This window comes from Methylobacter svalbardensis (assembly GCF_037671525.1).
GTDB lineage: Bacteria > Pseudomonadota > Gammaproteobacteria > Methylococcales > Methylomonadaceae > Methylobacter_A > Methylobacter_A svalbardensis.
Window position 1 is genome coordinate 1 of the sequence record NZ_JAWPOH010000034.1, and the last position, 20,543, is coordinate 20,543.

Below are 20,543 nucleotides of genomic sequence, written 5' to 3' on the forward strand. Positions count from 1 at the left end.
GGATGTGCTGAGGTACGAAGCGCATCAATCGCGAAAGATGCGCTTCACGTTGTTCAGTGCGTAGTACGTAGGATGTGCTGAGGTACGAAGCGCATCAATCGCGAAAGATGCGCTTCACGTTGTTCAGTGCGTAGTACGTAGGATGTGCTGAGGTACGAAGCGCATCAATCGCGAAAGATGCGCTTCACGTTGTTCAGCACATCCTAAGTAGTCGTTCAAAAGTCTTTTAACATTTTTTGTTCACCACGAAGAGCACGAAGAACACGAAGGTAATTATTTTTCTTCGTGATCTTCATGTCCTTCGTGGTAAATAGTCTTTTCACTTGGAAAAACTTTTGGTTTCCTATTTAACAATCAAGGCAGGAGTATTTTTATGAACACGACATTGACGCCGTTACGCAAAGCGAAAGGCAGTGTGCTGGTGCTGACTGCCTTGAGTCTTATTGTTTTAATGGGCATGGCAGCTCTGGCAATCGACTTGAGTCATGCTGATGTCAACAAGACCCGGCTGCAAAACATGGCAGACGCACTGGCTTTAAGTGCGGCTATTTCGTTGAATAAAAAGGAATCCAGCTTAACGGCCCAAACTTATGCCGAAAACAACACTTATCCTGCGTTCAGAAATAGCTCAGGCAATCAAGAAATAAAAGACAAATTAGCTGATTTAACATTCGACTATAGCTTTGCCGTTGATCATCCCGGTCCTTATGTTGTAGCATCAGACACTGACTTTACCAGGCGATTTGCACGTGTGGTAGTAACAAATATGAATTTAGGCACATGGTTTGCCGGTGTCATAGGCTTTAACAATATGGCAGTCTCTGCATCAGCGGTTGCCGGCACTATTCCAATAATACCATGTGACGTTTCTCCGGTTTTAATGTGCGCTAAAGTTGAAGATGATGGCACAGTGGATACGGATTGCAGCGATGGTGCTTGTTATGGCTATAAAACTGATTCAGCTTATTGTTTAAGATCTGGCGCTACGGGGGCTTCTGACCCTGCAGATTGCCCGGCAATTCCTCCCTCTTATGGACCAATTGGACCGGGGAATTTCAGCTTATTGGATGTAGGCGGTGGAGCTAGCGATATAAAGGCTTGTATGGCCGGAGACCCTACTGGTGCTTGTTCCGCTAAAGCGTGTAAAAATTTTGAAACCGGCACTACTGTAATGACTGAACCCGGTGTGGTTGCCGCCCTTGCAAAAGGTTTCAATACCCGTTTTGATGATTTTCAGGGTGAGTTTAACTATGATGGTACTTACCATCCCGATAAGATTGTCGGTTATGATCCAAGACCTGCAACGCCACCTAATAAGGTTAATACCCGTTCAACTGCAACTCATTTATCTACGCTGAGTTACACTGTTGCAAAACAAACTCTTGGGGCAGAAACAGCAACTAACCTGCATAACACATACAAAAATATTTATAACACTGTTTCCAGTGACGCCGACCCTGCCCATGTTCCGGTAGTGGACATTGATAACAGCCGCAGAATTGTTGCCTTTCCTTTTGTAAAATGTACCGGGGAACCAGGAAAACATCCGGTTAAAGTAGTTGGTTTTGGGTGTTTCTTTCTGACACAGAAAATGGAACAAGCAGGTAATGATGCATTCATTTACGGTGAATTTGTGGGTGATGGCTGCAGAGCTACTGGTCTTCCCACAGCAAATGGTAATTTTGGCTTTTATAAAGTTCAACTTTATAAAGACCCGTTTGGCGGACATTCCTAAATGTTACTATTCAAGCAGTCCATCAAAAAATTTGAAACAGGGGCAGCTCTGATTGAGTTTGCGATCATCGTTCCGTTGCTTTTGCTTTTAGTGGTGGGAATTTCAGAATTTGGCTTCGCTTTTTATCATCTCAACATTCTTAACAAATCCGTACAGGATGGTGCGCGTTATTTCTCAGACTCCTCTAAAGCGCGTAACGGGGATATTGATATGCCAATAGATACCAATCCCGCAACTAATGGCACAAATATCAATAACACGAAAAATCTTGTTATCTATGGCAATATTAACATACCAAGCCCATGTACCTCTTCAACAATGCCGCCATGCCCTTTAATGCCAACTGCGGGTAATTACACCCCTCTCCCTACTGTTACTAGCCCTGATGCCAATCATATTATGGTCACTGCTACTTATAATCATAATCTGATGACCAACGATTTATTATCAAACCTTATGAAGCTTGTTAGCGGCGGAAATAGTTCTGTCGGATCTGACATTCCATTAACCGCCTCTTCGGTACTGAGGGTAGAATGAAAACACAACGTGGCGCAGCGATGGTTGAATTTGTCTTAATAGCACTGCTATTTTTCATAATTTTATTCGGTATTATTGAATTTGCGCGGGCTTTCTTTACCTACAACACGCTGGTGGAAGCGACCCGGCGCGGCGCTCGCGTCGCCGCTGTCTGCCCGGTTTCATCAGCAGGAATCACCCAAGTCAAACAAGTAACTATATTCGATACCCCAGGCGGCTCCAGTACGCCTTTGCTCGGCCTAACTGAAGACAATATCCGTGTGAAATATTTTAACTCAGGCATGACGGATCCGGCTGATCTCGCGGCCTCCGATAGCTCACCGATCACGTCAATTTTCGGTGTAGAAGGTGCTAAATACAATAATATTGCCTTTGTTCGTGTCGAGATTTTACCGACTTTCACACATACGCTTATTATCCCTACTTTCATGAGTACCTTTCCTGTACCGCCTATTGTCACAACATTACCCAGCGAAAGCCTGGGCAGGGTTAGCTCTGAAAACCCCATCACCCAACGCTGCTGTTATGGCGTATGTACGACGACATAATCTTTTGAAACTATTTCATTACTTTTAAAGAATTGAGATTTATTAACTATAATCCTTGAAATCAAACTGATCACAAGCAAATAAGCATGCAAAAAAAAACCGTTTCCATACAAATTCTGGGCAGTAACTTGTCTAAACTGTCTCAATATCACAGTCAGATTTCGTCGTTGATCAATAAAGAGATTACGACGCTTCTGTATGAAAACTCTGCACTTGGAAATCTGTATACAGATAAAACACTGCCCGAGGTGCTGATTTTTCTGCTTGATAACGTGACCCTCGAGGCGCTGAACCAGTTAACGTCCATGCCCTCTGCCGACCGCCCGGCTTTGCTGGTGATTGCAGAAGACCACGATAAACAGCTAATGCGACTGGCCATGCAAGCTGGCGCTCGGGATTTTTTTAGTCATCCCGTTGATAACCAGGAGTTGCTTAAGTCGTTAACCCAGATCCTATTCGATCTGAGGCGGGGACGATCAAAGCAGGGAACCTTGACCACGGTGATCAATGCCAAGGGCGGTTCAGGAGGAAGCTTTATTGCCTGTAATCTAGCCCATATCGCCTCAGCCCTTTCCGATTCCAGTGTGGTATTGCTGGATTTTGACTTGCAGTTCGGCTCCCAGTCGTTAAATCTGGATATCATCCCCCAACACACGATTGTTGAAGCGCTTAATGATGTCACGCAACTGGATTTTGACGCTATCGACGGTTATATGTGCATCCATAAAAGCGGATTGCGTTTACTTTCTACGACTTATGAACAACTGGTTTTGCCCGGCGATATCCTTGTCGAGAATCTTGATCATCTGTTGACGCTGATCAGCAGCAATTACGACCATGTTTTTGTCGACCTGCCCCGTCAGATTGATCCTTTATCCGCCGCCATACTGGAGCGGTCTGATCAGATTGTTATTATTGTTCAGCAAAGTCTGGCCCATATGCGCGATGCCAAACGTTTAACCGGTTTATTAAAGTTGGAATTCAATATCGCCGAAAAGGATATTCTGATTGTCGTCAACCGCTACCATGACAAGGGTAGTTTAGATCTAAAAGACATACAGTCGACTATTGAATCCAGTGCGATTTACAAGATTCCTAACGATTATGATAGCGTTTCCCAGTCAACCAACCTGGGTATTCCACTCTACGATTACGCGCGCAAATCGCCTATTACCAAAAATATGGTCTCATTAGCTGAATCGCTGGGTGTAACTTTCAGAGACGAATTTAAAGAAAAAGGTTTTTTTAAAAAACTGTTTAGTTCTAAGGCATGATAGGTCGCTCCCACGAAGAGTCCAGAGTACAGGGATGTGCTTAGCTTTCATGTCGCTAAAAAATAGTCGGTGATTTGGGGGTTGCCAGCAATCGCCGTCATTCCGGCAGGGATTGCCGGAATCCAGATCACAGGGATGTGCAAAACAACTCAATAAATGGTTTCATGTGGCTGAAAAATGGTCGGTGATTTGGAGGTTGCCAGCAATCGCCGTCATTCCGGCAGGGATTGCCGGAATCCAGATCACAGGGATGTGCAAAACAACTCAATAAATGCTTTCATGTAGCTAAAAAATGGTCGGTGATTTGGAGGTTGCCATCCATGGCGTCTGGATCCCGGCATTCCCTGCCGGGATGACGAACTACGTAGTTCGGTAGAGCAACGCAGGAGCCGTTGCCAAGGTCACTGGGATGTGCACATAGACCAACAAATGCTTTCATGTAGCTAAAAAATGGTCGGTGCTTTGGAGGTTGCCATCAATCGCCGTCATTCCGGCAGGGATTGCCGGAATCCAGATCACAGGGATGTGCAAAACAACTCAATAAATGCTTTCATGTGGCTAAAAAATGGTCGGTGATTTGGGGGTTGCCAGCAATCGCCGTCATTCCGGCAGGGATTGCCGGAATCCAGATCACAGGGATGTGCAAAACAACTCAATAAATGGCTTCATGTGGCTGAAAAATGGTCGGTGATTTGGAGGTCGCCATCCATGGCGTCTGGATCCCGGCATTCCCTGCCGGGATGACGCGTTATGGAGTGATTGTATGGAAAAACAACCGTGCGTTTATATTCTTGCTAGTGGTCTTAATGGGACGCTTTATGTAGGAGTTACATCCAATCTCATCGGGCGTGTATATCAACACCGCCAGAATTTGATTGTTGGCTTTACCCAGCGTTACGGTGTACATGATTTGGTCTGGTACGAAGTACATGAACAGATGGAAAGTGCTATTTTACGGGAAAAACAGCTCAAGAATTGGTCTCGCGTGGCAAAAAAAAGGCTAATTGAACTGCGTAATCCCCTGTGGCAAGATTTGTGGCCCGATTTGGCATAGACCATTCAGGTCACAGGGATGTGCAAAACAACTCAATAAATGCTTTCATGTGGCTGAAAAATGGTCGGTGATTTGGAGGTCGCCAGCAATCGTCGTCATTCCGGCAGGGATTGCCGGAATCCAGATCACAGGGATGTGCAAAACAACTCAACAAATGCTTTCATGTGGCTAAAAAATGGTCGGTGCTTTGGAGGTCGCCATCCATGGCGTCTGGATCCCGGCATTCCCTGCCGGGATGACGAACTGCGTAACTCGGTAGAGTGCCTAAGTGTCGTCACACTCCTAGGAAGTAATAACGATTTTGGATCCTATTAACTTAAATTTACACGATGTTGTTAATGAGGCTATTATTAACAACAGGCAAACTAAACTATTGCCGAGTAAGCATCCAGCATTTAATTTATTTACTCGAATTCTTTAATCAATCATTACAAAGGGAACTATTGTGAGCCTAAAAAGTCGCATTCAAAGTTACTCCAACAAAGATAGTAATCCAATTCTGAAACCGGATGGATCGATAACCATAGGTAATGTCCATTCCGAACCGCCGCCCATTTTGCCATTAACATTTGATCTGCTTACGGATAAGGATATGGAGTATAAGGAAAAGATCCATCAAAAACTGATGGAAATCCTTGACTTATCTTTGATCGTTAAAATGGCGGATGCCAATGCGAAAAAACAAATTAGTGAAATAGCTCGACGTATTATCGATGAAGAATCGATACCGATTATCGCCAGAGTTCGACAGTTAATTGTTAATGAGGTCGTTAACGATATTCTTGGCTTCGGTCCTCTGGAACATTTGCTTTATGAACCCTCTATAGCCGACATTCTGGTTAACGGATACAACTCGGTTTATGTCGAACGCTTTGGTATATTGGAAAAAACGCCCATTACTTTTAAGGATAATGCGCATTTATTAAAAGTGATAGACCGGATCGTAACCCAGGTCGGCCGAAGAATTGATGAATATTCTCCGTTAGTCGACGCCCGGTTGAAGGATGGTTCCCGCGTCAATGCGATTATCCCGCCATTGGCTATTGACGGACCGTCATTATCCATACGTCGATTTACTCAGGATAAAATGCAATTGCAGGATATGGTCAATATCGGCACGTTAAGTCAGGCCATGGCCGATGTCTTTGCCAACATGGTTAAAGTCAGACTGAATATCCTGATTTCCGGGGGTACCGGTTCCGGTAAAACGACTATGCTGAATGCTCTTTCCAATAATATTCCTATCAATGAACGGGTTGTGACCATAGAGGATTCAGCCGAATTGCAACTGAAAATAGACAATCTGGTTCGTCTGGAAACCCGTCCGGCTAATATTGAAGGTAAAGGCGAGATCACTCAGCGCGATCTGGTAAAAAACAGTTTGCGGATGCGACCTGATCGTATTGTTATCGGCGAGGTGCGCGGACAAGAGGCTTTCGATATGTTGCAGGCCATGAATACCGGCCATGATGGCTCGTTAACGACCGTCCATGCAAACACCGCGCGCGATGCCTTGTCCCGTATTGAAAATATGGTTTCAATGTCCGGCTTTGATTTACCGGTGAAAGCCATTCGCTCACAAATTGCTTCCGCGATAAATGTTGTTCTGCAACTGGAAAGAATGGAAGACGGCAGAAGGCGAGTTATCAGCGTATGTGAAATCAACAGCATGGAGGGCGATATTATTACCATGTCGGAAATATTCAAATACGAACGCCGTGGGCTCGATGACCATGGCAATATCATCGGCCGCTATATTTCTACCGGTATTGTCCCCAGGTTTCATGAGCGCATGAAGCAACGCGGCTTTAATATGGATCTTGATGTCTACATCGATCAAACTAACCGCTCATTAAAGGATTAACACCATGGATCAATCCACACTCATTATCTTTTTAATTCTGGTTTCCGGGGCGGCTTTTCTGTTATCCCAGCTTATTTTAGTGCCCTCTTTTGGTACCAAGTCGGTTGAAAGCCGCCAGCTTAAGCAACGACTCCGCAAAGTCAGCGGCGGTAGAAATGAGGGTGAATCTTCGTTGGTCAGGCAAAAATATTTACGCGAATTATCGGCTCCTGAACGATTTATGGAATCTTTGCCCGGTGCAGAGGCCATCGAAGATTTACTTGAACAAGCTGGAAAAACGTATCCTTCTTACGCGGTTATTTTGGTGATGCTAGCTCTTGCACTGCTTGCCGGTGCAGTAACCTGGTATTTTACCGGCAGTATCATCGCTACGCCTATTGCTCTGTTGTTTGCAGGCTATCTCCCGATCATTAAGCTTAAAAATGACCGGCAAAAAAGAATGGATCTGTTTGAAGAGCAGTTACCCGATGCTTTGGATATGATGACTCGCGCCTTACGCGCCGGTTATCCTTTTAATGAGGCGATGCATTATATCGCTGATGAAATGCAGCCCCCCATTTCTAAAGAGTTTGGCATTACTTTTGACGAAATCAACTATGGACGAGATATCAGGGAAGCTTTCCAGTATCTTCTGATCAGAGTCCCCAGTATGAATTTGGTTTCAGCGACCACTGCAATTATGATTCAGCTGGAAACCGGCGGTAATCTGGCGGAATTATTGGACAAAACCAGTGACATTTTACGAAAACGATTTCGTTTTCAACGTCGTGTCAAAACGATTACTGCGGAAAACCGCATGTCGGCCTGGGTACTGTCACTGCTTCCCTTTGCCGTATTTTTAGCGATTACGCTAATGTCTCCTGACTATGTCCAGCCCTTATTCGATACAGAAATGGGCCATAAGCTTCTTGGCGTCGGACTTGTTTTGCAAGTGCTCGGTGCTTTCTGGGTACGTAAACAGATTAACTTTGATATTTAGGCCAGTCTATGGATCAATTAATACAATTTATTATTGGCGTCTCAGGGGATCCTATTATAGGTCGCTGGCTGGTCATCGTTTTATTTGCAGCCTCAGCTTTTGCGCTAGTGGTGGCCATCTATTTCCTGACTACCGGCCTTTACAATCCTGTCAGGAAACGATTTCATACAATCTCAGGCACTGACTCAGAAGCCCGTTTTTTTCGTAACACAACTGCACAGCTAGGTAACTACTTTGTGGTCAGAGATAGGGTTGGCGATAAGCTTAATTATGACCGTCAGCGACTTTTACAGGCCGGATATCACTCTAAAAATAGCCTATCACGCTATTTTGGCATAAAAATTCTGTTAACCATCGGCCTACCCGTACTGGCATTTATCATTTGTTTAGTTTTTTTTCCCCAGTTGAGTTCCAATAGTTTATTATTAATCATTAGCGCAGGGTTTATGCTCGGCTTCATTGGCCCCAGCTTTTATCTGGACAACAGGGTTACTGAAAGAAAACGGATTATCAGAAATGGTTTTCCGGATGTTGTTGATCAACTGATTGTGTGTACTGAAGCCGGCCTTGGTTTGGATGCGGGTCTGCAACGGGTTGCTAAAGACACCGCGTTAAGTAACCAAATCATGGGTTATGAACTGGGACTCGTCAATGCAGAATTAAGGGCCGGGGTTGCCCGGGAACAGGCTCTTAAAAATCTGGTTACCCGAACAGGCTTAGAGGAAATTCGGGGACTGACTTCAGCGCTTGCCCAAAGTATGCGTTTCGGTACCAGTATAGGCAATACCTTACGAGTCTTTGCCGACGATCTTAGGGATAAACGCATGCAAAATGCAGAGGAAGAAGCCGCGAAACTGGCTGTAAAAATGCTTTTCCCTTTGGCTTGTTGTTTTTTCCCCGGTATTTTTATCGTTATTTTAGGCCCTGCGGCCATTTCAATTTACGCTGCACTCGGCCATTAATCCTTCTTTAACTCATATGCTATCTCAAAAATTCAGTATTATTGCCTGTTGTTGTATAACAACATTCATTCTCAGTGCGTGTAGTCCGCTACCTGTTAAATCTGATCAGAATGAAAACAGCCTTAACAATCCTAATAATATATTAAACTTGCTGGATCCTGACGTAAAAACAGAAAAGCAGGCTTTTGAAAAAGCCGAAGCGGCATTAAGTGAAGGAAAATCGGAGAATGCACTGTTTTACTACATCAAAACCCTGCAATTTAACCCTAAAAATATTAAAGCACTGGAGAATATTGCCGCCATTCATAGCCGCAGCCAACAGCCTGAATTAGCGCTTAAAATATACCAGGATATTTTAGCCATCGACAGCCAGAATCTATTAGCCAATGAAAACCTGGGCTTGTATTTTTTAGAACATGGTCAAACCAATAAGGCAAAAGATCATCTTACCGCCGCTGTAGCAAAGAGTAACAGTAGCTGGCGAGCCCATAACGGCCTAGGCGTCATTGCAGACTTGGAACATAACAGCGCTGAGGCGATTAACCATTACCAGGCCGCTCTGGCAAGACAGACCAACAATCCTATGTTACTCAATAATCTGGGTTATTCGTATTATCTTTCCGGGGATGAAATCAAGGCAAAATACTTTTTTAATCAGGCTCTCGGCAATAACAATCGATATAAACGCGCTATTCATAATCTGGCATTAATTGAAATTAAAAACGGTAATTTTTCGACTGCCACCGCTCTTTTCAATCGAATCATGTCGGTTCAGGAATCTTATAACAATATCGGCTATATCAGTATGCGGAATGGCCAGTACGATGCCGCTGAAGAATATCTTCGGAAAGCAATTAATGAATCCCCCGTTTACTTCCCAAAAGCTCAAGAAAATCTTAAAACTCTATTGACGCTAAAACCAGGCAGATAATTCCTTATTGACATCCTCCCCGACCTAAAGGCCATAGCTATCTACACAAGTTAAATTGTAGGGGCGATCCGGCACGACTGCATGGAGGCAGGAGGTAGAGCAACGCAGGAGCAGTTGCCGAGGTCGCCCATTAGTTCTGGTTCCCATGCTCCCGCGTGGGAATCCATACTAACTCTGAATGTCGCCATGCTTGCGTATGCATTCCCACGCGGGAGCGTGGGAATGAGCGACGAGCGAAAGGTTCGTCATCCCGGCAGGGATTCACTTCTGGCAGGACAGTCCGAAGTGAATCCCTGTCGGAATGACTGTGCTGGCTGAGGTTCCTTGCTAACCAGACAATTCCTTAGTAAATTAAAGTTTTTTGACTATTTAAGGCTTAAGTGCTTTAATCTCAAACTCTAACATTAAAACTCTGAGGCAAAAAAAATGACTGTAACTCTTGAGAGCATCATACTGATTATAATTGCATGTGAATTGGCTTTTATTTACATAAAAGTCAGCGATGGTAAAGAATAATTGTTAATTTAAAACCGTTATTTTCGCTGCTTGTATGGGTATTCCAATCCAAACAAGCAGTGAAAATAACGCTACCGCTAATACCCAGGACGCCTGGCCGTCTTTGGTCTCTCGACAAACGCCATGGATAGTGTGTAGTTGAGTAATGTAGCCGTACGCAAAAATACTTCGTGAAACGCATGCTCTATCAATGTTTTTGACAGCGTTAAACTCAACTGAGTTTTTTAGGATAACCCTGGACAAGGTATTTTTAATAAACTGATTGGCAACCAGCACCTTACTTCGTTAATTTTTATGCACATATTAATATAGTGCGTTATAATGTGCTGATATACAAACACATTCCCCCGCGCTTACGCGCATTCTATATCTACAACAGGTAAATCCATGTCCAATGATGTTTCTACATTACCCTCTTTTAGCGATTTAGCTCTGATTGAACCGGTGCTAAAGGCACTGAAAGATGTCGGTTATGAAACACCTTCACCCATACAAGCACAAACCATCCCACTCCTACTGCAAGGCAAAGACGTTCTGGGACAAGCACAAACAGGAACCGGCAAAACCGCCGCATTTGCCTTACCGATTTTATCGCGCATCGATCTGAAGCAAAAAGACCCACAAGTACTGGTACTGGCACCAACTCGCGAACTCGCCATTCAGGTGGCAGAAGCGTTTCAACGTTATGCCTCGCATTTGAAAGGTTTCCATGTTCTGCCAATCTACGGCGGACAGGACTACAGCACCCAGTTGCGTCAGTTAAAACGCGGCGCTCATGTCGTTGTCGGTACGCCGGGTCGGGTCATGGATCACATGCGCAAAGGCACATTAAATCTGAAAGGACTCAGCTTTCTGGTTCTTGATGAAGCCGATGAAATGCTGCGTATGGGTTTTATCGATGATGTGGAATGGATTCTTGAGCAAATTCCGGAACAAAGACAAATCGCTTTGTTTTCTGCGACCATGCCTTCCGTTATCCGTAAAATCGCTCAGCAATATCTCAATGAGCCTGAACATGTCACCATCAAAGTCACTACCGCATCGGCTGAAAACATCCGCCAACGCTATTGGATGGTCAGCGGCGTACACAAACTGGACGCGCTAACCCGCATCCTGGAAGCCGAAACCTTTGACGGCATGATTATTTTCGTCCGAACCAAAACCGCAACGGTTGAGCTGGCAGAAAAGCTGGAAGCGCGTGGTTATTCAGCGGCCGCAATCAATGGCGACATGTCTCAAGCATTGCGTGAACGCGCTATTGCCCATCTGAAAAACGGTAAACTGGATATTTTAATAGCCACTGACGTTGCTGCGCGCGGACTGGATGTGGATCGCATCACTCACGTCATCAACTATGACGTTCCTTACGATACCGAATCTTATGTTCACCGTATCGGTAGAACGGGACGCGCCGGACGCACCGGTGACGCCATTTTGTTTATTGCTCCCAGAGAAAGAAATCTGCTGGCCAACATTGAAAGAGCGACCAAGCAAAAAGTTGAAGAAATGGGCTTGCCTTCAACCGAGGTCATTAACAATAAACGTATCGCCCGCTTTAAACAGAACATTTCCGATACACTGGCAGCCGAAGAGCTTAGCTTCTTCAATCAACTGATTGAACAATTCCAACAAGAACACAATGTAACCGCATTGGAAATCGCTGCCGCACTGGCAAAACTGGTTCAAGGCGACACGCCTCTGTTAATGCAGAATCTGCCTAAAAGAGCCAAAGACAGCCGCGATGATCGGCCATCCAGGGATGACAGATCTTCACGATCCGACAGATCCGACAGGCCGCAAAAAGACCGTAAACCGAAACGTGCGTTCGGCGGCGGAGCAGATATTGAAATGGAAACCTACCGCATTGAAGTCGGCCACAATCACGGCGTAAAACCCGGTAATATTGTTGGCGCCATAGCCAATGAAACCGGGATTGATGGCGATCATATCGCTCGCATTAGAATCCAGGACGACTACAGCACCGTTGAATTACCAGCAGGCATACCGAAAGAATTGTTTCAGGAATTGAAAAAAGTCAGGGTGGTCGGCCAGCAACTTAATATATCCAAAATGGATGAAGGCGCTAAAAAAGCAGCGAAAGACGACGATGACGCTAAAAAAGTAGATAAAAGCAAAAAAAGGGTAGGCTCAACATCCAGACGAGCAAAACCGAAAGCTGAAGATTAATCTACAGCTTTGTGGGCGCGAATTTATTCGCGCCCACAAGTATTACTGATTCCAAAGACAAGTGCCTGCGGCTTTTTCAATAGCCTCCAGGCGCTGTTGATGGGCGTTTAATTCCTGTTCCGTACATCGTATGACTTTCAGGGCGGGACGATCCGCCGACAAATATTTAACCTCGCTATTAGCAGCCGCTCTCTCCGCCCTTCCCTGCACTTCATCCAGCAACGAAGACTGTCCGCCAGTCATCAATAAAAACACATCGGCCAGAATTTCAGCATCCAGCAATGCGCCATGTAAATCCCGATGACTGTTATCGATACCATAACGTTTACACAATGCATCCAGACTATTGCGCTGTCCCGGATGTTTTTTTCTGGCATAGGCCAGCGTGTCGAATACTTTACTGTAATCGGTGACCGTTCCGGTCTGATTATTCAACCGTGAAAACTCATAATTAATAAAGCCGACATCAAACGGCGCATTATGAATAACCAGCTCAGCACCCTGAATAAATGCAATAAAATCTTTAACGATATCCGTAAAAGAGGGTTTATCTTCTAAAAACTGATTGGTGATACCGTGAACCTCGATGGCGCCATCATCAATGATCCGTTCGGGGTTAATATAGGTATGAAAGCGTTTACCCGTTAAACGACGGTTAACCAGCTCCACGCAGCCAATTTCAATAATTCTGTGTCCTTCCTGCGGATTTAATCCGGTAGTTTCGGTATCGAGAACTATCAGTCGATTGGTAAATGTCCGTTTGTCCACACGCCACCTTAATATTCTGTTAATTGCTTTTTAAGTTTAATTTTTCAAAGCCAGCCGCTTACCTTCGCCCGGACAAAAGCTGATTTCTGTTCTTTATTGTTTTTCTGTTAGAATTCAATTATACCGGCTTAGCGTGAATTTCCACTATTACAGAAGATATTGTTATGACGACCAAAAAATCCCTACCCGATAAAAATAAGTCGGATAAAATCGTGACCGATGCACGACGCAACCAGGAACTCAGAGAGCAATCTTATCGCGGTCAAGCTCTTAAATTATACCCTTGGGTATGCGGTCGCTGCACCCGTGAATTCGACCATAAAAACCTGACAGAATTGACTGTGCATCATAAAAATCATAACCACGACGATAACCCATCCGACGGCAGCAACTGGGAATTATTGTGTATTTATTGCCATGATAACGAGCACTCAAGATACGAAGAAACCCGCTTTGGCAGTTCGACAGCTAACAAATCGGCTGCTCCGGTTTCTACTCACAACCCATTTGCAGACCTAAAGTCTTTGCTAGGCAGCAAAGCTAAGTAACCGGCAATATACACCAATTCGTCTGACCGAAAAAATTGCAGGAGTGCACTGCTTGCCTACTCCTATCTGAGCGAAAAAACGTCTAATTCTTAACTTGCGCAACCTTCCTGATTAGCGTCTTAATCGGCCCACGCCGCAAATCGCGCCGAAGAAACAGCCTTCACAGGCTTTTATAAATCAAAGGCTTGTAAGGTGTTTCTTAAGAGCAAGGAACCTCAACCAGCACCGTCATTCCGGCAGGGATTCACTTCGGGCTGTCCTGCCCGAAGCCCTTCGGGTAAATGCAAATCCGTTCCAGACGGATTTGTGCCGGAATCCAGAACACAGGGATGTGAAAAATAGATCAAAAGCGGCTTCATGTGACTAAAAAATGGTCTGCGAGAGATCCAATGTTGCCATCCATGGCTTCTGGATCACGGCAATCCCTGCCGAGATGACGAATCTTTTGTCACTAGCTGAAATATCTTGCTAATCAGGCCCTGATTTGCCGATCTACACAATTTTAACAGCCCCTAAACTGCAACGTTTTTTAAGTAAGAACGGAGTAGTATTTTATTTTCTGCGAGTTACCTACGCGTCGGGAATTATTTGGGGCAGATTTATCCTGGATAAACGCGGCGCCACACGCCCGACTTATCGCAGCGCTGGACTTCAAAGCCGTTTTTACAACCTGATTCAATCAGATAGTCCATAAATTGGAGATAATTCTGTTCAAAATGTATGCCGTATTTAAAAGGCAACGGGACAGGCGCCAACAAATCCCCAGCATACAATTCTACAAACTCATCATACTGGGAATTGCTTTGTTTGCTAAACGAATGCACAACCCGGCCATTAAGAAAAAAACTTTCACCCCTGATAAAACTCAGCATTATTTTAAGGTGATGGTTTCTTTTTAACGCCTGATGACTATAGAGGGCAATACCCTGTTTGCTGATATTAATTATTTTTACCGGCTGCACCTGATTAAAAAAAACGGGCGTTTTTTTAAACACGGCATCAATGTCGTTTCTTTCATAACGAACTTGTTTTCGGTCTGTTTTTTCTGTCATAACGCCTCCTCCAGATACGCTTGATGACCTGTTCGCAATAATAAGGCTAAAACAAGCTGCCATCTATTGGTATCATTACCTAAGGCTATGTCAGCGTTAAGTGTGGAGGCTACTGACTATCGGAGTGCAGGCTTCGCCTGCCAGCACAAGCACCAACAGTAGGCGCTTTAGGCGAAGCTCGCACTCCCGCTCTGCGCAAGAGGCGACCAACCGGTCGCCTCTACGATTTTAGAGGTTACAAGCATTCCGCACAATGGATGTCAGTTCAAATTCTCAATCAATACATCGGCAAACTCGCTGCATTTGACTTCTGTCGCCCCCTCCATTAACCGGGCAAAATCATAAGTCACCCGTTTACCGGCAATGGCGGCATCCATCGCTTTAATGACGGCATCGGCGGCCTTGGTCCAGCCCATATAGCGCAACATCATTTCGCCGGACAAGATTAACGAACCTGGATTGACTTTATCCAAATCAGCGTATTTGGGTGCTGTGCCGTGCGTGGCTTCAAAAACAGCGGTGCCGGTTTGATAGTTGATATTGCCGCCGGGAGCAATGCCGATTCCGCCGACTTGCGCGGCCAGGGCATCGGACAAATAATCGCCATTCAAATTCAAGGTAGCGATCACATCAAAGTCTTCAGGCCGGGTCAGCACTTGCTGCAAGGTAATATCCGCGATGCTGTCTTTAATTAAAATCCGCCCTTTTGCCAAGGCTTCGGCCTGAACCTTGTTTGCCGCCTCTACGCCAAACTCGGCACGGGTTTTTTCCCAATGTCCCGAGGTATAGACATGTTCAGGATATTCACGCTCGGCCAGCTGATAGGCCCACTGGCGAAACGCTCCTTCGGTATATTTCATAATATTGCCTTTATGCACAATAGTCAGCGACTTGCGTTTATTGCTGATCGCATAATCGATAGCCGAGCGGATCAGGCGTTCCGTGCCTTCCTGCGACACCGGCTTTATGCCTATGCCCGAAGATTCAGGGAAGCGAATTTTTGCGTACTGTTCGGGAAAATTATCTTTGAGCAGATTCAGGAAAATCTTTACCTCGTCGCTGCCTTGCTCAAACTCGATACCGGCGTAAATGTCTTCGGTGTTTTCCCGGAAAATAACCATATCAACGGCTCCGGGATTTTTTACCGGCGAGGGTACGCCCTGAAACCATCTTACCGGCCGCAAACACACATACATATCCAGTAATTGACGCAAAGCCACATTCAGCGATCTAATACCGCCGCCTACCGGTGTAGTCAACGGCCCTTTGATCGACACCAAATAGTTCCTGCAAGCATCAACGGTTTCATCGGGCAGCCAGGTATCAAACAATCGATGGGCTTTTTCTCCTGCGTAGACTTCCATCCAGTGAATTTTTTTTTGCCCGGAATAGGCGCCGGCAACAGCCGCATCCAAAACACGAACGGTGGCACGCCAAATATCCGGCCCGGTACCGTCACCTTCAATAAAAGGAATAATCGGATTATCCGGCACCACAAGCTTGCCGTTTTGCATGGTGATAGCACTGCCGTTTTGGGCTGGGTTGGGTGTTGGACTAGCCATAACAACTCCTTCAAATAATATTGAGCAATGTTGCGCAAGGTAGCGACGTCGGCCTGCACCAACAGTAGGCGCATTAGGCGACGTCTCCATAGACTTTTTTTATCATAACAAAAGCACAGCGATTTGCATCATTTAAGCTCTGCAACTGGCTAAAGACCGACCTAAAGCACTATAATTGTCTGTTTTTTTAATTTAATGGAGAAATGAATGCACGTAGTTACGTTGATAAAAGGTGATGGTATCGGCCCATCGATAATGGATGAGGCCGTTAAAATTATTGACGCATCCGGCGTAAAAATTCAGTGGGAAGAAGCCTATGCCGGTTTGGCCGCTTTTGAACAATTCGGCACGCCGCTGCCCGATGAAACCATGGCATCAATAGATAGAACCCGCCTGGTATTTAAAGGCCCGCTGACCACCGTTGTCGGAGCTTCCGGGTTTAGAAGCATTAACGTAGCGTTACGGCAGAAATATGAGTTATATGCCAATGTCCGTCCCGCCAAAAACTGGGCAGGCGTAAAAACCCGCTATGACAATGTCGATATTGTGATCGTCAGGGAAAATACCGAAGGGCTCTACGCAGGACTTGAGCATTATCTGACCCCTAAAAAAGACATCGCAGAAAGTCTGGCCGTAGTCACCCGAACCGGTTCGCAACGCGTGATCGACTATGCTTTTCAATACGCGCGGGACAACCATCGTAAAAAAGTCACCGTTTGTCATAAAGCCAATATTTTAAAATTCACCCAGGGACTGTTTCTGGATGTCGCCAGAGAAACCGCCGCACGTTTCCCCGATATTCAGTTTGACGAAAAAATCATCGATGCCGCCTGCATGCACATGGTGATGGATCCATCGCAGTTTGATGTGATCGTCTGCACCAACATGTTTGGCGACATCCTGTCCGATTTGACTGCCGGTCTGGTAGGTGGACTGGGCTTGATTCCCGGCGCCAATATCGGCAATGATGCGGCCTTGTTTGAAGCCGTACACGGCAGCGCGCCGGATATCACCGGAAAAAACCTGGCTAATCCTACTGCGGTGATCATGGCTGGCGTGATGATGCTGGATCATCTCGGCGAACACGAAGCCGCCGCTAAAATAAAAGCAGCGGTTGAAAAAATAGTTAATGAAGGCAAGTTTGTTACACCGGATCTTAATCCGCAATCGAAATGCGGAACGATTGAAATGGGTAATGCGATTGTTGAGGCTATGAAGTAGTCATATCGTTCCCACGCTCCGGCGTGGGAATGCAGTACGCGACGCTCCAGCGTCGCATGCAACGATTAAACGTTTTAAACCATCATCCAGGAATTCCCCATGCTAGAACAATACCGTAAACACGCAGCAGAACGCGCAGCCGTTGGCATAGTCCCCAAGCCGCTGGATGCTGAACAGGTCGCCGCTTTGGTTGAGCTGATTAAACAACCGCCTGCTGGAGAAGACGAGTTCATACTCGACCTGCTGGCTAACCGCGTGCCTGCCGGTGTTGACGAGGCGGCTTATGTCAAGGCTGGGTTTCTGGCGGCTGCCGCCAAGGGTGAAGTCAGTTCGCCGATTCTGGATGCGGCGCGCGCGACTGAATTACTGGGCACCATGCTGGGCGGTTATAACATTGCGCCGTTAATCGAGTTGCTGAATAACGAAGCGCTGGCTCCGATTGCCGCCAAGGCGCTTTCGCATACCTTGCTGATATTCGACGCGTTTCACGATGTACAGGAAAAAGCCGATGCCGGCAACCCGTTCGCCAAGCAGGTGCTTAATTCCTGGGCGGAAGCGGAATGGTATACCAGCAAGCCCAAAATGCCTGAAAAACTCACGGTCACCGTGTTTAAGGTAAGCGGCGAAACCAATACCGACGATTTATCACCGGCGCCCGATGCCTGGTCTAGGCCGGACATTCCGTTACACGCCAAGGCTATGCTGAAAATGCCGCGCGAGGGTATTACCGACGCCGAACAGCAAATTAACGAACTCAAGAAAAAAGGCTTTCCGGTGGCTTATGTCGGCGACGTGGTCGGCACCGGCTCTTCGCGCAAGTCGGCGACCAATTCGGTATTGTGGTTCATGGGCAATGATATTCCGTACATTCCCAACAAGCGCGAAGGCGGGGTTTGCATCGGCGGCAAGATCGCGCCGATTTTCTTCAATACCATGGAAGATTCTGGCGCCTTGCCTTTTGAATGTGACGTCACCCGGATGGCGATGGGCGATGTGATCGACATTTATCCGTATGCAGGCGAGGTCAAGCGTCACGACAGCGGTGAACTGATCTGCAAATTCGAACTGAAGACTGAGGTGATTCTGGACGAAGTCCGCGCCGGTGGCCGTATTCCGTTGATTATCGGCCGGGGCTTGACCGACCGCGCCCGTAAAGTGCTGGGCTTGCCCGCATCTACAGTTTTTTGCCGTCCGATTGCTGCCGAAGACAGCGGCCGCCGCGATGGCTCCTGCAATCTTGCGGCATTCCCTCCATCCCTGGAGGTCAAAGGTTATACGCTGGCGCAAAAAATGGTCGGCAAGGCCTGCGGCGTTGCTGGCGTTCGTCCGAATACGTATTGCGAACCGCGCATGACTACCGTGGGTTCGCAGGATACCACCGGACCTATGACCCGCGACGAATTGAAAGACCTGGCTTGTCTGGGCTTTTCCGCCGACCTGGTGCTGCAATCGTTCTGCCACACGGCGGCGTATCCGAAGCCGATTGACGTCACCATGCAGCACACGCTGCCGGATTTCATTATGAACCGCGGCGGCGTATCGCTCCGTCCCGGCGACGGCATTATCCATTCCTGGCTGAACCGGATGCTGTTGCCGGATACGGTCGGCACCGGCGGCGACTCGCATACCCGCTTCCCTATCGGCATTTCTTTTCCGGCCGGATCAGGATTGGTTGCGTTTGCCGCAGCAACCGGCGTGATGCCTCTGGATATGCCCGAATCGGTTCTGGTTCGTTTTAAAGGCGAAATGCAACCGGGCATTACCCTGCGCGATCTGGTCAACGCGATTCCTTACGTGGCAATACAGCGCGGTTTGCTGACGGTTGAAAAACAGGGCAAGAAGAATGTATTTTCAGGCCGCATCCTGGAAATCGAAGGCCTGCCGGATTTGAAAGTCGAGCAGGCTTTTGAATTGTCCGACGCATCGGCGGAGCGTTCTGCCGGTGGCTGCACGGTGCGTTTGAATGAGGCGCCGATCCGCGAGTATTTGAACTCCAATATCACCCTGCTGCAATGGATGATTGCCGAAGGTTACGGCGATGTGCGCACTATTGAGCGTCGCATTAAAAGCATGGAAGCATGGCTGGCTAATCCGGTATTGCTGGAAGCTGACGCCGATGCCGAATACTTTGAAATCATCGAAATCGATATGACTGAAATCAAGGAGCCGTTGCTGGCCTGCCCTAATGATCCAGATGACGTAAAAACACTGTCCGCTGTGGCCGGGACTAAAATCGACGAAGTGTTTTTGGGTTCGTGCATGACCAATATCGGCCATTTCCGCGCCGCCGGTAAATTACTGGAAAAACACCAAGGTGAATTGCCGACCCGTTTGTGGGTTGCTCCGCCCACCAAAATGGATCAAAGCCAATTAACCGAGGAAGGTTATTACGATACTTTTAACAAAGCCGGTGCGCGTACCGAAATGCCGGGCTGTTCGTTATGCATGGGTAATCAGGCGCGGGTCGCCGAAAATGCTACCGTGGTATCTACATCGACAAGGAACTTCCCCAACCGTCTGGGCGATGGCGCTAATGTGTATTTGTCATCGGCCGAACTGGCGGCGGTGTGTTCGATTCTGGGAAAAATCCCAACTTTTGACGAATATATGCACTATGCCAGCGAAATTAACGAAACCGCCGATGATACCTATCGTTATTTGAACTTCGACCGGATGGATGGTTATCGGAAAAAAGCTGCTGGCGTAGCGTAGAATCAAACTCTTGGATTATCAGAGCGAGATCCTGATGTGTAGCGCAAATTGTACTATCGTCATCCCGGCAGGGAATCACGTCAGGCTATCCTG

16 protein-coding genes are annotated in these 20,543 nt (G+C 46.6%); 13 read left to right on the forward strand and 3 right to left on the reverse strand.

Annotated features, from left to right (window positions below):
- Nucleotides 1–373: 373 nt before the first annotated feature.
- From RW114_RS13185 to RW114_RS13230, 10 genes are all read left to right on the forward strand, one after another.
- Nucleotides 374–1,735, forward strand: a complete 1,362-nt coding sequence (locus RW114_RS13185) for a pilus assembly protein TadG-related protein (RefSeq protein ID WP_340123220.1) — start codon at nucleotides 374–376, stop codon at nucleotides 1,733–1,735.
- Nucleotides 1,736–2,272, forward strand: a complete 537-nt coding sequence (locus tag RW114_RS13190) for a TadE/TadG family type IV pilus assembly protein (protein ID WP_340123221.1) — start codon at nucleotides 1,736–1,738, stop codon at nucleotides 2,270–2,272.
- Complete coding sequence (locus RW114_RS13195; RefSeq protein WP_340123222.1) at nucleotides 2,269–2,820, forward strand: TadE/TadG family type IV pilus assembly protein; 552 nt, start codon at nucleotides 2,269–2,271, stop codon at nucleotides 2,818–2,820. The genes RW114_RS13190 and RW114_RS13195 overlap by 4 nt, the downstream gene beginning before the upstream one ends.
- 86 nt (nucleotides 2,821–2,906) lie before the next feature.
- On the forward strand, nucleotides 2,907–4,094 hold the full coding sequence (locus RW114_RS13200) for a CpaE/TadZ family protein (protein ID WP_340123223.1): 1,188 nt from the start codon (nucleotides 2,907–2,909) through the stop codon (nucleotides 4,092–4,094).
- Between the two features lie 763 nt (nucleotides 4,095–4,857).
- On the forward strand, nucleotides 4,858–5,148 hold the full coding sequence (locus RW114_RS13205; RefSeq protein ID WP_340123224.1) for a GIY-YIG nuclease family protein: 291 nt from the start codon (nucleotides 4,858–4,860) through the stop codon (nucleotides 5,146–5,148).
- A 445-nt stretch (nucleotides 5,149–5,593) separates the two neighbouring features.
- Entirely contained in the window at nucleotides 5,594–7,012 is a 1,419-nt protein-coding gene (locus tag RW114_RS13210; protein WP_340123225.1) for a TadA family conjugal transfer-associated ATPase, read from the forward strand.
- Between the two features lie 4 nt (nucleotides 7,013–7,016).
- Nucleotides 7,017–7,991 carry a type II secretion system F family protein gene (locus tag RW114_RS13215; RefSeq protein ID WP_340123226.1) on the forward strand — a complete coding sequence of 325 codons (975 nt, stop codon included), beginning with the start codon at nucleotides 7,017–7,019 and terminating at the stop codon, nucleotides 7,989–7,991.
- 8 nt (nucleotides 7,992–7,999) lie between these two features.
- Nucleotides 8,000–8,953: a type II secretion system F family protein gene (locus RW114_RS13220; RefSeq protein WP_340123227.1), complete on the forward strand. Its 954-nt coding sequence runs from the start codon at nucleotides 8,000–8,002 to the stop codon at nucleotides 8,951–8,953.
- A gap of 148 nt (nucleotides 8,954–9,101) precedes the next feature.
- Nucleotides 9,102–9,884: a tetratricopeptide repeat protein gene (locus RW114_RS13225; protein ID WP_340123228.1), complete on the forward strand. Its 783-nt coding sequence runs from the start codon at nucleotides 9,102–9,104 to the stop codon at nucleotides 9,882–9,884.
- 903 nt (nucleotides 9,885–10,787) lie between these two features.
- The gene (locus RW114_RS13230) at nucleotides 10,788–12,587 is read left to right on the forward strand and encodes a DEAD/DEAH box helicase (RefSeq protein ID WP_340123229.1); all 1,800 of its coding nucleotides are present in this window, start codon (nucleotides 10,788–10,790) and stop codon (nucleotides 12,585–12,587) included.
- A 42-nt stretch (nucleotides 12,588–12,629) separates the two neighbouring features.
- On the opposite strand, the gene dnaQ is transcribed toward RW114_RS13230, so the two are convergent.
- Nucleotides 12,630–13,355, reverse strand: a complete 726-nt coding sequence (gene dnaQ / locus RW114_RS13235) for a DNA polymerase III subunit epsilon (protein ID WP_340123230.1) — start codon at nucleotides 13,353–13,355, stop codon at nucleotides 12,630–12,632.
- A 164-nt stretch (nucleotides 13,356–13,519) separates the two neighbouring features.
- On the opposite strand from dnaQ, the gene RW114_RS13240 reads away from it, so the two are divergent.
- A complete protein-coding gene (locus tag RW114_RS13240; RefSeq protein ID WP_340123231.1) occupies nucleotides 13,520–13,903 on the forward strand; it encodes a YajD family HNH nuclease in 384 nt (127 codons plus the stop codon).
- 599 nt (nucleotides 13,904–14,502) lie between these two features.
- Here the strand turns inward: RW114_RS13240 and RW114_RS13245 are convergent.
- Nucleotides 14,503–14,955 (reverse strand): hypothetical protein, encoded by a 453-nt coding sequence (locus RW114_RS13245; protein ID WP_340123232.1) that lies wholly within the window; start codon nucleotides 14,953–14,955, stop codon nucleotides 14,503–14,505.
- 260 nt (nucleotides 14,956–15,215) lie between these two features.
- On the reverse strand, nucleotides 15,216–16,517 hold the full coding sequence (gene icd, locus RW114_RS13250) for an NADP-dependent isocitrate dehydrogenase (protein ID WP_340123233.1): 1,302 nt from the start codon (nucleotides 16,515–16,517) through the stop codon (nucleotides 15,216–15,218).
- 207 nt (nucleotides 16,518–16,724) lie between these two features.
- On the opposite strand from icd, the gene RW114_RS13255 reads away from it, so the two are divergent.
- Nucleotides 16,725–17,738: an isocitrate/isopropylmalate dehydrogenase family protein gene (locus RW114_RS13255; protein ID WP_340123234.1), complete on the forward strand. Its 1,014-nt coding sequence runs from the start codon at nucleotides 16,725–16,727 to the stop codon at nucleotides 17,736–17,738.
- A gap of 99 nt (nucleotides 17,739–17,837) precedes the next feature.
- Nucleotides 17,838–20,450 (forward strand): bifunctional aconitate hydratase 2/2-methylisocitrate dehydratase, encoded by a 2,613-nt coding sequence (acnB, locus tag RW114_RS13260; protein ID WP_340123235.1) that lies wholly within the window; start codon nucleotides 17,838–17,840, stop codon nucleotides 20,448–20,450.
- The last annotated feature ends 93 nt before the right edge of the window (nucleotides 20,451–20,543 follow it).

Bases quoted from the DNA above. Each gene is read 5' to 3' on its own strand.
- RW114_RS13185 (WP_340123220.1), top strand. From the start codon at position 374: ATGAACACGACATTGACGCCGTTACGCAAAGCGAAAGGCAGTGTGCTG.
- RW114_RS13190 (WP_340123221.1), top strand. From the start codon at position 1,736: ATGTTACTATTCAAGCAGTCCATCAAAAAATTTGAAACAGGGGCAGCT.
- RW114_RS13195 (WP_340123222.1), top strand. From the start codon at position 2,269: ATGAAAACACAACGTGGCGCAGCGATGGTTGAATTTGTCTTAATAGCA.
- RW114_RS13200 (WP_340123223.1), top strand. From the start codon at position 2,907: ATGCAAAAAAAAACCGTTTCCATACAAATTCTGGGCAGTAACTTGTCT.
- RW114_RS13205 (WP_340123224.1), top strand. From the start codon at position 4,858: ATGGAAAAACAACCGTGCGTTTATATTCTTGCTAGTGGTCTTAATGGG.
- RW114_RS13215 (WP_340123226.1), top strand. From the start codon at position 7,017: ATGGATCAATCCACACTCATTATCTTTTTAATTCTGGTTTCCGGGGCG.
- RW114_RS13220 (WP_340123227.1), top strand. From the start codon at position 8,000: ATGGATCAATTAATACAATTTATTATTGGCGTCTCAGGGGATCCTATT.
- RW114_RS13230 (WP_340123229.1), top strand. From the start codon at position 10,788: ATGTCCAATGATGTTTCTACATTACCCTCTTTTAGCGATTTAGCTCTG.
- RW114_RS13240 (WP_340123231.1), top strand. From the start codon at position 13,520: ATGACGACCAAAAAATCCCTACCCGATAAAAATAAGTCGGATAAAATC.
- RW114_RS13245 (WP_340123232.1), bottom strand. From the start codon at position 14,955: ATGACAGAAAAAACAGACCGAAAACAAGTTCGTTATGAAAGAAACGAC.
- icd (WP_340123233.1), bottom strand. From the start codon at position 16,517: ATGGCTAGTCCAACACCCAACCCAGCCCAAAACGGCAGTGCTATCACC.
- RW114_RS13255 (WP_340123234.1), top strand. From the start codon at position 16,725: ATGCACGTAGTTACGTTGATAAAAGGTGATGGTATCGGCCCATCGATA.
- acnB (WP_340123235.1), top strand. From the start codon at position 17,838: ATGCTAGAACAATACCGTAAACACGCAGCAGAACGCGCAGCCGTTGGC.